This is a genomic window from Candidatus Paceibacterota bacterium, assembly GCA_041666915.1.
GTDB lineage: Bacteria > Patescibacteriota > Minisyncoccia > Phycocordibacterales > PALSA-1337 > C7867-002.
In genome coordinates this window covers 205088-217199 of sequence record JBAYFZ010000001.1, presented here as the reverse complement: position 1 = coordinate 217199, position 12112 = coordinate 205088, and the positions used below count along the sequence as shown (strand labels likewise).

General features: G+C 38.2%; 13 protein-coding genes. 9 read left to right on the top strand and 4 right to left on the bottom strand.

Translation table 11 applies throughout. From position 1 onward, the window contains the following. Positions 1–7: 7 nt before the first annotated feature. Positions 8–1054, bottom strand: coding sequence for a hypothetical protein (locus tag WCS89_01230; GenBank protein ID MFA6554110.1), 1047 nt, complete (start codon positions 1052–1054; stop codon positions 8–10). A 136-nt stretch (positions 1055–1190) separates the two neighbouring features. Between WCS89_01230 and WCS89_01225 the strand changes: the two genes are divergently transcribed. The 5 genes from WCS89_01225 to lexA all read left to right on the top strand — a co-directional run bounded on the left by WCS89_01225 (position 1191) and on the right by lexA (position 4732). Next, positions 1191–1913 carry a DNA alkylation repair protein gene (locus WCS89_01225; GenBank protein ID MFA6554109.1) on the top strand — a complete coding sequence of 241 codons (723 nt, stop codon included), beginning with the start codon at positions 1191–1193 and terminating at the stop codon, positions 1911–1913. 154 nt (positions 1914–2067) lie between these two features. Next, positions 2068–2478: a VOC family protein gene (locus WCS89_01220; GenBank protein ID MFA6554108.1), complete on the top strand. Its 411-nt coding sequence runs from the start codon at positions 2068–2070 to the stop codon at positions 2476–2478. Between the two features lie 45 nt (positions 2479–2523). After that, positions 2524–3804, top strand: coding sequence for a DEAD/DEAH box helicase (locus WCS89_01215; protein ID MFA6554107.1), 1281 nt, complete (start codon positions 2524–2526; stop codon positions 3802–3804). A 118-nt stretch (positions 3805–3922) separates the two neighbouring features. After that, positions 3923–4129 (top strand): hypothetical protein, encoded by a 207-nt coding sequence (locus WCS89_01210; protein MFA6554106.1) that lies wholly within the window; start codon positions 3923–3925, stop codon positions 4127–4129. Between the two features lie 39 nt (positions 4130–4168). After that, positions 4169–4732 (top strand): transcriptional repressor LexA, encoded by a 564-nt coding sequence (gene lexA, locus WCS89_01205; protein MFA6554105.1) that lies wholly within the window; start codon positions 4169–4171, stop codon positions 4730–4732. Positions 4733–4982: 250 nt separating this feature from the next. On the opposite strand, the gene WCS89_01200 is transcribed toward lexA, so the two are convergent. The 3 genes from WCS89_01200 to WCS89_01190 form a co-directional block, all read right to left on the bottom strand. Then, positions 4983–5246, bottom strand: a complete 264-nt coding sequence (locus WCS89_01200; protein MFA6554104.1) for a hypothetical protein — start codon at positions 5244–5246, stop codon at positions 4983–4985. Positions 5247–5489: 243 nt separating this feature from the next. Further along, positions 5490–6875 (bottom strand): cysteine--tRNA ligase, encoded by a 1386-nt coding sequence (cysS, locus tag WCS89_01195; protein MFA6554103.1) that lies wholly within the window; start codon positions 6873–6875, stop codon positions 5490–5492. A gap of 137 nt (positions 6876–7012) precedes the next feature. Beyond that, entirely contained in the window at positions 7013–7939 is a 927-nt protein-coding gene (locus WCS89_01190; GenBank protein ID MFA6554102.1) for a CorA family divalent cation transporter, read from the bottom strand. 145 nt (positions 7940–8084) lie between these two features. Between WCS89_01190 and WCS89_01185 the strand changes: the two genes are divergently transcribed. The 4 genes from WCS89_01185 to WCS89_01170 all read left to right on the top strand — a co-directional run bounded on the left by WCS89_01185 (position 8085) and on the right by WCS89_01170 (position 12025). Beyond that, positions 8085–8285, top strand: a complete 201-nt coding sequence (locus WCS89_01185) for a cold shock domain-containing protein (GenBank protein ID MFA6554101.1) — start codon at positions 8085–8087, stop codon at positions 8283–8285. Positions 8286–8416: 131 nt separating this feature from the next. After that, positions 8417–8938 carry a hypothetical protein gene (locus tag WCS89_01180; GenBank protein MFA6554100.1) on the top strand — a complete coding sequence of 174 codons (522 nt, stop codon included), beginning with the start codon at positions 8417–8419 and terminating at the stop codon, positions 8936–8938. Between the two features lie 114 nt (positions 8939–9052). Further along, positions 9053–11266, top strand: a complete 2214-nt coding sequence (locus tag WCS89_01175) for a valine--tRNA ligase (GenBank protein ID MFA6554099.1) — start codon at positions 9053–9055, stop codon at positions 11264–11266. A 51-nt stretch (positions 11267–11317) separates the two neighbouring features. Then, positions 11318–12025 carry a lysophospholipid acyltransferase family protein gene (locus tag WCS89_01170; protein MFA6554098.1) on the top strand — a complete coding sequence of 236 codons (708 nt, stop codon included), beginning with the start codon at positions 11318–11320 and terminating at the stop codon, positions 12023–12025. Positions 12026–12112 lie beyond the last annotated feature (87 nt).

Below are 12112 nucleotides of genomic sequence, written 5' to 3'. Positions count from 1 at the left end.
GTGACTACTATCGTTTTTGCAATTTTTTCAATTGTTGTTCCGCTAACTCTTTGACTTGTTCAGCTTTCCTGATTTTTTTAAGCCTCTTATCTTCAGCTTTCATGATCTGATGTTTTTTAAAAAGCCACGCTGGTGCTGAGCCTAGAAGACAAGCTTCTTCAATACTCATAACATTGCGTTCCTTCATGACATATTCAGAATGTGCGCAGAACTTACTTCTGAAGGCTATTTCCTTCATTTTCATTAAACAATTGTCGTCTAATTTCAGGATATGCTTGTCTAATAGCCGAAGTTCCTTTATACAACAAAGAACTTCAATCATCCAAAACATCGCCGAAGATATCGTGGAACGTATCATGAGATTTTTTCTTTCTTTCTCTACTCCACAAGAATCCCATTCTCTAATTGGGTCTTCTTCCCATGCCCACATGAAATTAGCTAGACGGAGTAAGAATTTCTTGGCATTCTCGTGCCTAAGATCTTTATCGCCTATATCTATATTACGAACTTGAAGTTCACTGAATCGTGTTTCAACACGAAAAAAGTTCTGGACAATCGTAAAAAGTTTCTTTTCTGAAACCAATGTTATCCAACGCCAATTTTCCTCACCGTTGTATATGTATGGTCCGATGTTAAAGAAATTAGCACAGAGCATTTCAAAAGCTTTGGTAGCAAGCAATTGACGTATTTCGCTAATACTCAGATCTTCAGCTTCATTGTTGTTTTCTCTTTTCATTCTAAATGCCCAGCTAGGATGTTCAGTGGGTTTTTCTAATAAAGAACTACTTGTCCAACCATCTGCAATGGTTAGATAAAAGAGATCACGATCGTTTGGACAGTATTTTTTATCGCCATGTTTTTGAGGGTCAAAAGATATGACTTTGTAACCTCTGTGTAAAAGGCCAAGCATTTCCTCATACGTCTTAGCGGATTGCCAACGTTCCAACCATTCATTCCAATTTTGTATAGGGCGAATCTCGCGCGAGAACAGGTCGTGTATTTGGTTTTCTACCGGAGGAGCCTCTTTTGAGACTGTATTATTTGCTGTTGTCATAGAACTAACTCACTTTCTTTGTTATGCCCCGCACTGTGACGGGACAGTTTTATTCCATTTAAAATCTACTCCTTTGGTAATAGGTGTCAAGGTCGGTCCACCAGTTGGCGGATTGATGAAATGCTATAATCCAGAGATGAAATCCACCGATATTACAAAAGAATTAAAAACTCTAGCCGATCCTACCAAAGCCAAACTCCTACAAAGATATTTCAAGACTGGTAAAGGTGAATATGCAGAAGGGGATAAATTTTTAGGTATTATGGTGCCACAGCAAAGAAGTGTGGCAGGGAAATATCAAGAACTTTCTTTGGTTGAAATTTCCAAACTTCTTTCCAGTAATATTCACGAATATCGTTTTACGGCACTGGCTATCTTAGTCTTGAAATACAAAAAAGCTGATCAAAAAGAAAAAGATCAAATTGCTAAATTTTATTTAAATAATCGTAAAAATATAAACAACTGGGATTTGGTGGACACTTCCGCGCCTTATATTTTAGGAAATTGGCTGATTGATAACGACAGATCTATTTTATATAAATTAGTTGTATCAAAAAATCTTTGGGATAGGAGAATCGCTATAATTTCTACTTTTTCATTTATAAGAAAAAGTGACTTCAAAGATTCTTTACGTTTAGCAGAAATACTTTTGGACGATAAACATGATCTCATCCACAAAGCGGTTGGTTGGATGTTACGCGAAGTCGGTAAGAAGTCGGAGTCAACCTTATGTGAGTTTTTGGATAGGAATTACAAGATCATGCCTAGAACGATGCTCAGATATGCTATAGAAAAGTTTGAGGAAGATAAAAGGAAGAGATATTTATCAAAGTCCGCTTCGGTCGCCGTAGCTTATTAAAGCGAAGGCGACACCTCGTCAAAATGCCATAATAACACAATGGATAAACATTCACCTTTTGTAACTTCTATAAATGGTGATTTTGCAACCAAATAGGTGGTTCGTTCGTATATAAATAAAAGGTCTATTTATTAGAGATTAACTTTTTGACACCATGATAACAAAAATATTTGTCAATCTACCAGTCAAAGATTTGGGTAAATCCATGGAATTTTTTAGTAATCTTGGGTATAGTTTTGATCCAAGATTTACTGATGAAAAAGCGGGATGTTTGGTCATAAGTGAACATATTTTTGCAATGCTTGTTACTGAAAAATTCTTTAAGACTTTTACCAAGAAAAAGATTGCTAATGCAAAAGAGGTGACAGAGGCGTTATTGGCTTTATCGGTAGAAAGTAAAGAAGAAGTTGATGATGTATTTAATAGGGCAATAGAATCTGGTGGTAAGATTAATCATGAACCAGAAGATTTGGATTGGATGTACACCAAAAGTTTTCAAGATCTAGATGGTCATGTTTGGGAAGTGTTCTATATGGATGAAAACAAGATGCCAAAAACCCCATAATTTCATCTCTCGTGTAGTTATAACGAAGTCTCGAACGTTGTACGGATGCAAACCCTTGACAAGGAAAAGAATATGGATTATACTAGGGCAACTGTGTATACAAATTTTAGAAACGCGCCAAGAGGAGGAAAACCCTTTTCTGGCCAGCATAGACGATCTCCTGGCACTGCCGGAGGTCGCCCAAAATTCTCAGGGAGAGGCCGTGGTAACAAAGGTTCTACAGGAGAATATCTCAATCCAGCACGCTTCGTTAACAAAGTTGTCGTAACGGAAGAGGCACAAATCTACAAACCCGAACATGCTTTCGGTGATTTTCTCATTGATGAACGCATCAAACAGGCTATTGTTACAAAAGGTTATACCGCTCCAGCTCCTATTCAAGATCGCTCCATTCCTCATATTTTGAAAGGTGCAGACCTCGTAGGTATTGCAAATACTGGTACAGGTAAGACTGCCGCTTTTCTTATCCCTCTTATAAACAAAGTTATTCAGAAACCTTCTGAACACATTCTTATTATCGTCCCTACAAGAGAGCTCGCTTTGCAGATTGATCAAGAATTCAAAAGTTTTAGTAAAGGTATGAAGATTTTCTCTGTCTGTTGTGTTGGTGGAATGTCTATCAATAAACAGATTTCTGATCTTCGCTATCCTTACAATTTTATCATTGGAACACCTGGTCGTCTCAAAGATCTTATTGATAGAAAACGTATCAATCCAGCTATTTTCAGTACTATCGTTTTGGACGAAGCTGACCGCATGTTGGATATGGGATTCATCGGTGACATGAGACTTGTCATGTCCCAGATGGCCAAAGTCCGCCAAACACTATTTTTCTCTGCAACACTTTCTCCTTCTATTGAAAAACTGATCGGTGAATTCCTCAAAGAACCAGTCCGAATCTCTGTAAAGACAGGAGATACTGCTAGAAATGTTGAACAAGACGTTGTTCGTACTGCTGGAAAAGATAAATTGGATGTTTTACGCAACCTTTTGGCTCAAAAAGAATTTAGTAGAGTCCTAGTCTTTGGTCGCACCAAACATGGTGTAGAAAGACTTTCAAAATTGCTCATAGAAAAAGGTTTCAAAGCTGAGTCTATTCACGGCAACAAAAATCACTCCAAGCGCCAACAGGCTCTAAGGATGTTCAAGGAGGGAAGTGTCCAGATCTTGGTCGCTACTGACGTAGCTGCTCGCGGTCTTGATATTGCTGATGTAAGTCATGTTATCAACTACGAATTACCTGCTACTTATGATGACTACGTACACCGTATTGGTCGTACAGGCAGAGGTGACAAGCGTGGTAAAGCTTTGACTTTCATCAACTAATTTTCTCCGGAGGTTACACCTCCGGAGTACTATGTAGTTATCCACAGTTTTTGCTTGCAGGTGAACTATCGTTCACCTATAATGATATGGCAATAGAGAACATTAATCATACAAAGCCATGAGTAAGCATCAAGCCATCAAAACAATTCGTAGTGAGATAGAAAGACTCAATAGAGAGATTGACCTACGCATCATCAAAGGTCTTTCATACAGACAACAATCTCAAAGACACAAATTTTTGATGGCTCAGCTTGCTAGGCTCTCCAAGATCCAATCCAACTGGTTTGGTAAATCTTTGAGTTTCGTATCAACCTTCATGTTTTAATTTAAAAAATTTATACCGTATCACTTTATTATTTAATTTATGGAAAATTATAAAAACAAAATAATCTCTTTTTATAAACGAACAAAGCGTATGCCTAGTTATACCGAGATTATGTCTTTACTTGGTTTCAAATCCAAAAATTCTGTCTACAAACTTATAAATAAACTAGTTGATGAAGGTGTTTTGGACAAAGATTCTAGAGGCAGGCTTGTGCCAAACAGGCTTATCGGTGAGATACCTTTGCTTGGTTTGGTAGAAGCTGGTTTTCCTACAACAATGGATGAACAGATGACTGACACCATGAACATAGAGGATTATCTTATAAAAGATAAATCCGCTACGTATTTATTAGAGGTAAAAGGCGACTCTATGATTGATGCTGGTATCCAAGAGGGCGATTTGGTCATAGCAGAGCGCAAAGGAGAACCAAAACCAGGTGATATTGTCATTGCCGAGGTTGATGGTGGTTGGACTATGAAATATTTCCGTAAACAGGGAAATGTCATCTATCTAGAACCAGCCAATAAAAAGTATAGACCGATATATCCGGAGCAGGATCTCAAGGTTGCCGCTATTGTAAAAGGGGTTGTTAGGAAGTATTAAGTAATCAATGATCAGCGCCCACAAAAAAGTGACGGATTTTTCGTCACTTTTTTGTTAGAAAAATGGCGGTCAAAGAATGACCGCCATTTTGAATTTTGTCTTAGCCAGTTACCTTTAAACTCGAAAGTGATAAATACACCAGAGTAACTACAATACCAATGACTATGACAAAAATTGCTCCGTTACAATCATTAGATTTTTGACTCATATTTACCTCCGCCGTAATTTATACCACAGAGGCTCACGGTTTTCAATTGTTAACTTCAGCAAGAGTTTTGAACCTCATGGTATCTCGTATCTCCTCTTTTATGTCACCAATAGTATCCGACATATCTTGTCGACTGGATTCTATACGGTCTTCTATTTCAGAAAGACGTGAATAGATGCGTGACTCACTGTCATCGCCACGTTTTTCTAGTCGTTCAAAGCTTCTAGCTATGGATATTGCTATATCGTCACTATTTTTGTAGATTAGACTTTCTATTAACTCAAGATCTTTTTGTTCTAAGGACATATTTGTTTTGATAAATGATAATGTGTACGACATTACGATATCAAAACGAGTTAAAATCCTGATTAAGAAAGGTTAAAGAAACGATAAAGAAGTTATTAAGAAATAATGAAGAAATTCTGTTGTCATTCCCGCGAAGGCGGGAATCCAGGATATTACCAAAAAATCCATTTATTTGTCTTCATGGATTCACCGGTCCATTCGACACGATTTTGCTAAATCGCCTTCGCGGGAATGACACAGCGACTATATCCTAACGATTTCAATCCCCTCAGCCGTATCTTTGACTGTAAAGCCCCTATTCTCAATCTCTTTTCGGATGGCATCAGCCTTTACCCAATCTTTCTCTTTACGAGCCTCTTCACGCGTTTCTGCCAAAGCTTGTATTTCTGGAGGGACTTCTTCTTTTGTCTCAGGGATAGAATCCAATTTCAGACCAAAAACTCTATCAAAATCAATCAAAGTTGCTCTTTTGTCAGCATCTTTTTGATTGGAATCAGCGATTAGATTCCAAGCTAGAGCGATAGCTTGTGGCAAATTCAAATCATCATTAATAAGAGTCAAAAATTTTTCTTTGTATTCAGGAATAATCTGACCATCTTTTGGATAACTTACGATCGTCTTCATAAGTTTTATGAGGGCATTTTGAGAACCACGGACAGCTTCGTAGGTGAAATTAACTGGTGAACGATAATGTGCAGTCAATGACCAATAACGATATGCAAGAGGTGAGATAGCTTCTTCTTTCAGGGTCTCTAAAGTTACATAATTACCCAAAGACTTGGACATTTTGTCTCCGCCAATGATGAGAAACTCATTGTGCATCCAGTAATTGGCCAGAGGCTTATCGTAAGCCGCTTCAGATTGAGCTATTTCATTGTTGTGGTGAACAGGAATATGATCAATTCCTCCAGTATGGATATCAAATGGTTGTCCCAAATATTTCGCTGACATTGCCGAACATTCTATATGCCAACCAGGAAAACCTTTACCCCAAGGACTATCCCAACCAATCTTCGGGTCAAATCTCCATAAGACGAAATCTGCGGGATTACGTTTGTTTGAATTAGTCGTTATGCGAGCACCTTCCTTGAGGCTTTCAATGGAAATGTTTCCGAGCTTGCCATAAGAAGGGAATTTGGCAGTATCAAAATACATACCATCATCCAGAGCATAATCGAAACCTTTTGTCTCAAGTTGTTTGACTATCTCAATATCTTCAATGATATGTTCGCTAGCTCTAGGATATTTTTGAGCCGGCTCTATATTCAATGATTTCAAATCTTCCAAAAACTGGTCGGCGTATTTAGAAGATAATTCCAACATTGCTTCTAGGGTGATAGGTTTGCCTTCACGCTTCAAACCTTTTGTCATTTTATCTTCTCCTTCATCACCATCACTGACCAAATGGCCAACATCAGTAATGTTCATGATCTGTTTGACCTCATAACCGTTGTATTCAAACATTCTTCGTAAAATGTCTGGAACTATAAAAGCGCGGAAATTACCAATGTGAATACGATCATAGACGGTTGGTCCACAGTGGTACATTCCGACTACGCCTTTGTTTATAGGCTTGAAAATCTCTTTTTTGCGAGAAAGGGTGTTAAATATTTGAATGTTATTTATCATGTTATTTTTCAAAAACCTATGAATTTGAATGCAGTTCGAGGCGCAAGCGATGTTTGCGACTGAGCTGTATAGTTTAATACTGCGATGGAGCAAACGAGCGAAGCAACGAAGAAATGCATCAAATTCATAGGTTTTTACTAGATCCAGTTCTTCTTTTTAAGTAGATACCAAAAACCGCCGGTACAGACAATAGAGATGATCATGAGGATACCCCAACTATTTGAATTATTCAAAATAGGGATGCCTAAAGCTGGAATAGTGAATATGGAAGCAATGAGTGTGGCTGGATAGAAGATCACGGTGATAGTGGTCAACATTTTGATCGTCTCATTTTGCTTGGCATTTAAAAGGGAATCGTTGGTCTCGCGTAGATCCGCCAAGAGTTCATGGGTATTTATGATAAGTTCATGAATGATGTTAAATTCATTGCGAATATCGTGTACGTAAGAATTGAAGTCTTTTCCGAAGAAATTTTTCTCATCATAGTCCACCATTTTCTCCCAAACTTCACGATGCATTCTGGCAGTTTGCTTGATATCAATAAGTTCATGACTGAGAGCTGATAAAACCTCAACCATTTTGCGTTCATCGCCTTGGTATATACCTTTTTCTGCTGAAGCCAGTGAATCCTGAATATTTTTCAAATCTTCAACCATGCCGGCGTATATACGTTTGACCATATAGTAGAAAAGATAACCGGCGTGTTCAATCTTTTCATCTTTATTGAGAATAGAATTGGTATCAAAAATCTTACCGAAATACTCCAATTGTTCAATAGTATCTTCTCTTGAGGTAATAAGAAAATTTTTACCGATGACAAAATCTATCTCACGATCTACAATCTCATAGCCACCATTTTTTGTACGCTTGCGGACTGGTAGGGTAAGAACGATAAAGATGTAATCATCAAAGAAATCAATCTTGGCTATAGAACTAGAAATCTTGAGTTCCTCTCCAACTAGAGGATGGAGTCCATAACGTTTTATTAAACTGGAAACTTCTTCATCTGAAGGGGATTCCATATCGAGCCAAACGATACCACGGTAAGAATGTGTGTAAATCATATGAATAGTATAACAAAGATAAGCCCCGATTCGCCAGTTGATGAGAAACCTCAAACATATTAGGTTAATATCACCATCTATGCTATGATGTCTACACAAAGAAACGAGTCGAACTTCTTCAATTTATATTTTAAAATCAAAAACCATGCAATCAGGAACAATCAAGACTTTGACAGAGAAAGGATTCGGATTCATCGCTCGTGAAGGTGAGACAAAAGATCTCTTCTTTCACTCAAACGATCTTTCCGGTGTCACTTTTGCTGAACTCAAAGTAGGTGATGCTGTTACTTTCAATGTCGTTGACGGTCAAAAAGGACCAAACGCACAGGATGTAAAGCGCGTATAATACTTTTTAGGCCTAACGGCTTAATAAGAATAGAAGAAGCCTCGCGAAAGCGGGGTTTTTTCTTGGTCGGGTTTTACCATTAGAGAATCCAAAAACCTTGACATTTTATAAAATAGTAGTACACTTTTTGTATGAAATCTTCCAATAAATTCACCCTAGCCGGAATCATTGTTATTGCCATATTTGGCTTGTTTATGGCTATTCCTAGCCAAGCAGAGGCTCAATATTACGATTACGGAGGTTATTACAGTGATTATGGTGGATATGATGGAGGTTACGATAGTTACGACAGTGGTTATTATGGAAGCTATTCCGATAGTTACTACAGTGATTATTCTAGTGTAAGTTATTATGACTCTAGTTATTACGGATCATATTACGGTGGATATGACTATGGTGGTTACAACGATTATTACGGTGGCTATGATAATACTTATTATGGTAGTTCTTACTACGGCAATCCTTATGGTACTGGAATTTACAATGGTGGATACAATTATTACAATTACGGCGGTCCTGTTGGCAGTGCTTATTATGGTGGCCCATTTGGTACTGGAATCTATAACGGTGGATACAACTATTATAACTACGGTGGTCCTATAGGTAGTGCTCATTTGAATACTTATTATGGAGGATACGGCCACAGATACTAATCCTTGCGTCATTCCCGCGAAGGCGGGAATCCAGGATATTACCAAAAAATTCCTTTAATTGTCTTCATGGATTCCCGCCTTCGCGGGAATGACACAATATGCTAATATCTTCATATGGACGGAAAATTCCTAAAGCCTTACGACCCAAAAGAGACCGAGGAGAGAATATACACGAAGTGGGAAAAAAGTGGTTTTTTTAACCCTGATGAATGTGTAAAAAGTGGAATCACTGCAAAGGATGCCAAGCCTTTTACTATTATCATGCCCCCAACCAATGCCAACGGTTCTCTTCATGCTGGCCACGGACTAGTTATGACGGTTGAAGACATCATGACTCGCTACAAGCGTATGTCTGGTTTTAGAACTCTTTGGTTGCCAGGTTTGGATCATGCTGGATTTGAAACTCAAGTAGTTTATGAAAAAAAGTTGGAGAAAGAAGGTAGAACTCGTTTTGATATTGAACCAAAAAAGTTATATCAGGAAATCTTGGATTTTACTTTGACCAATTCTTCCAATATCACATCTCAAGTTAGGAAAATGGGCGCTTCCTGCGATTGGTCACGTCAAAAATTCACACTAGATCCAGATGTAGTCAAGACTGTTTACGGAACTTTCAAAAAACTCTCTGATGATAACCTACTTTATCGTGGCAAGCGCATAGTCAGTTGGTGTACAAAACATCAGACGGCTTTTTCTGATTTGGAAATAAAAGATGAAGAGAGAACCGAAGAATTCTATTTCTTGAAATATGGCCCATTCGTCATCGGTACTTCTAGACCAGAAACAAAATTTGGTGACAAATATGTCGTTATGCATCCGGATGACAAGCGTTATGCAAATTACAAAGAAGGACAGAAAATAGAACTTGAATGGATAAACGGTCCCATCACCGCCACCATCATCAAGGATACAGCTATAGATATGGAATTCGGTACAGGTGTCATGACCATCACTCCTTGGCATGATCCTGTGGACTTCGGCATTGCCGAGCGTCATAACCTTGATAAAGAGCAGATTATAGATGAAATGGGTAAACTTTTGCCTATTGCAGGAGAATTCGCTGGCCAACATATCAAGAAGGCTCGTCCGCTTATCATTGAAAAATTGAAATCAAAAGGTTTGGTTGAAAAGATTGATACTGGTTACAAACACGTAGTTCGTACTTGCTACAAATGCGGAACTCTCATTGAACCTCAGATTCGCAGTCAGTGGTTCGTCAAAATGAAACCTTTGGCAGAGAAAGCTCTAGAAAAGATTAATTCTGGTGACATTACTTATATACCAGATCATTATCAAAAGATCACTCTTCATTGGCTAGAGAATATAATGGATTGGAATATTTCTAGACAGATCGTTTGGGGTATACCTATACCTGCCAAGATTTGTAAGAGTTGCGGAGAAGGTTTTGTTGATCTAGAAGACAAACTAACCAATTGTAAAAAATGCGACGGTGCTTTGGAAAAAGATAACGATACTTTTGATACTTGGTTTTCTTCATGCCAATGGCCTTTTGCTACACTCGGTTTTCCAAATGGAGAAGATTTCAAAAATTACTATCCTACAGATGTCATGGAAACAGCTGGAGAAATCATTTTCTTCTGGGTTTCTAGGATGATAATGATGGGGCTTTATGTTACGGGAAAGATTCCTTTCAAAACTGTTTATTTACACGGGCTTGTTTTGGATGCAAAAGGTCTGAAGATGAGTAAGAGTAAAGGAAATGTTATCAACCCTCTAGACCTCACTTCTAAATTTGGTACAGATGCCTTCAGGATGGGATTGGTCATAGGCAATACTCCTGGAACTTCTCTAGCTCTATCTGATGACAAAGTCTCGGCTTACAAAAAGTTCGCAAATAAACTATGGAATGTTGCCAGATTCGTCTTCTCAACCTTGGAAGGCATCGGTCCTGGTGGAAAGATCATTGAAGGGACTTTACCTTTTACATTTGATAGCAATTTCAAAGCCTATGCACCAGCTGATCTGAAATTATTGAATGAAATGAAAGCTCTCATGACTGACGTTACTTCAGATATGGACAATTTTAGATATTATCTAGCTGGAGAAAAACTCTATCATTATGCTTGGCACAACTATGCTGATCTCATCATAGAAGAAAGTAAGAAAGTTATTTCTGAGGGTACAGCCGAGGAAATCCTCTCTAGAAAACAATTGCTCATGGAAATCTTCGCTACGATCCTGAAGGCACTGCATCCATTCATGCCATATATCACAGAGGAGATTTGGTCAGAAATGCCTATTTCAAACAAGAAAATGTTGATTGTGGAAAAGTGGCCTGCTCCGAGCACGGTCGAGGAGCCCGCTTAAATTATCCACAAGACCAAATTTAAAATAAGAATAGTGCTATAATTATCTATCATGTCAACTGTTGCGGAAAATATCGCTGATACGTTCGAAATACCAACTACGAAAAAAGCTGTCTCAAAAGAGAGGATCATAAACGAGTTTGCCAAAATTACTCAATACGTCACGTGGCCGTTGCTTTTCTTGTTGTTCCACAGCACGCTCAAAGTCCGTATACGTGGCCAAGAAATATTCCCACGCACGAAGGGGCCTTTTGTCATCATTACAAACCACGTCTCTTTTTACGACAGTTTTCTCTTTCGTCTAGTTCTAGGTGTATTCACCCATCATCTACCTTTGCGATTCATGGCTGTTACCAAGTTCAATACTAGATCTCTGAATTTTCTCGCTAAAATAGGTGTTGTTGATTTTATTTATTCATTATTTGGGGTATTCACTGTAACCCCTGGTTTGGGTATTGAAAAGAATATTGAGAAAGCTGTAGAGATCATCCATATTGGTGGTAATATCGTTATTTATCCGGAAGGGAAGATCACCTATGGCGACCAAGTTGGTCCATTCAAAAAAGGTGCCGCTGTCCTCCAACAAAAGACTGGTGTCCATATCATTCCTGTCTCATTCCGCCTGGGTGAACGTAAGTGGCTTCGAAGAGAGTTTTTCATCAATGTTGGTGGTGAAATCAATATCCCCAATGGTCAATCTGTAGATTCTATAACAGAGATTTTGCATAGGGAAGTGAGTGGGTTGTATGAGAGGGTTTAGGGTGATAGAAAACTTGATTTTTATAAAATGTGTGATATAATGTTACACAGAATTTTTGCGTACGTGCGTACGTGAAAAAATTAACAT

Bases quoted from the DNA above. Each gene is read 5' to 3' on its own strand.
- WCS89_01230 (MFA6554110.1), bottom strand. From the start codon at position 1,054: ATGACAACAGCAAATAATACAGTCTCAAAAGAGGCTCCTCCGGTAGAA.
- WCS89_01225 (MFA6554109.1), top strand. From the start codon at position 1,191: ATGAAATCCACCGATATTACAAAAGAATTAAAAACTCTAGCCGATCCT.
- WCS89_01220 (MFA6554108.1), top strand. From the start codon at position 2,068: ATGATAACAAAAATATTTGTCAATCTACCAGTCAAAGATTTGGGTAAA.
- WCS89_01215 (MFA6554107.1), top strand. From the start codon at position 2,524: ATGCAAACCCTTGACAAGGAAAAGAATATGGATTATACTAGGGCAACT.
- WCS89_01210 (MFA6554106.1), top strand. From the start codon at position 3,923: ATGAGTAAGCATCAAGCCATCAAAACAATTCGTAGTGAGATAGAAAGA.
- lexA (MFA6554105.1), top strand. From the start codon at position 4,169: ATGGAAAATTATAAAAACAAAATAATCTCTTTTTATAAACGAACAAAG.
- WCS89_01200 (MFA6554104.1), bottom strand. From the start codon at position 5,246: ATGTCCTTAGAACAAAAAGATCTTGAGTTAATAGAAAGTCTAATCTAC.
- cysS (MFA6554103.1), bottom strand. From the start codon at position 6,875: ATGATAAATAACATTCAAATATTTAACACCCTTTCTCGCAAAAAAGAG.
- WCS89_01190 (MFA6554102.1), bottom strand. From the start codon at position 7,939: ATGATTTACACACATTCTTACCGTGGTATCGTTTGGCTCGATATGGAA.
- WCS89_01185 (MFA6554101.1), top strand. From the start codon at position 8,085: ATGCAATCAGGAACAATCAAGACTTTGACAGAGAAAGGATTCGGATTC.
- WCS89_01180 (MFA6554100.1), top strand. From the start codon at position 8,417: ATGAAATCTTCCAATAAATTCACCCTAGCCGGAATCATTGTTATTGCC.
- WCS89_01175 (MFA6554099.1), top strand. From the start codon at position 9,053: ATGGACGGAAAATTCCTAAAGCCTTACGACCCAAAAGAGACCGAGGAG.
- WCS89_01170 (MFA6554098.1), top strand. From the start codon at position 11,318: ATGTCAACTGTTGCGGAAAATATCGCTGATACGTTCGAAATACCAACT.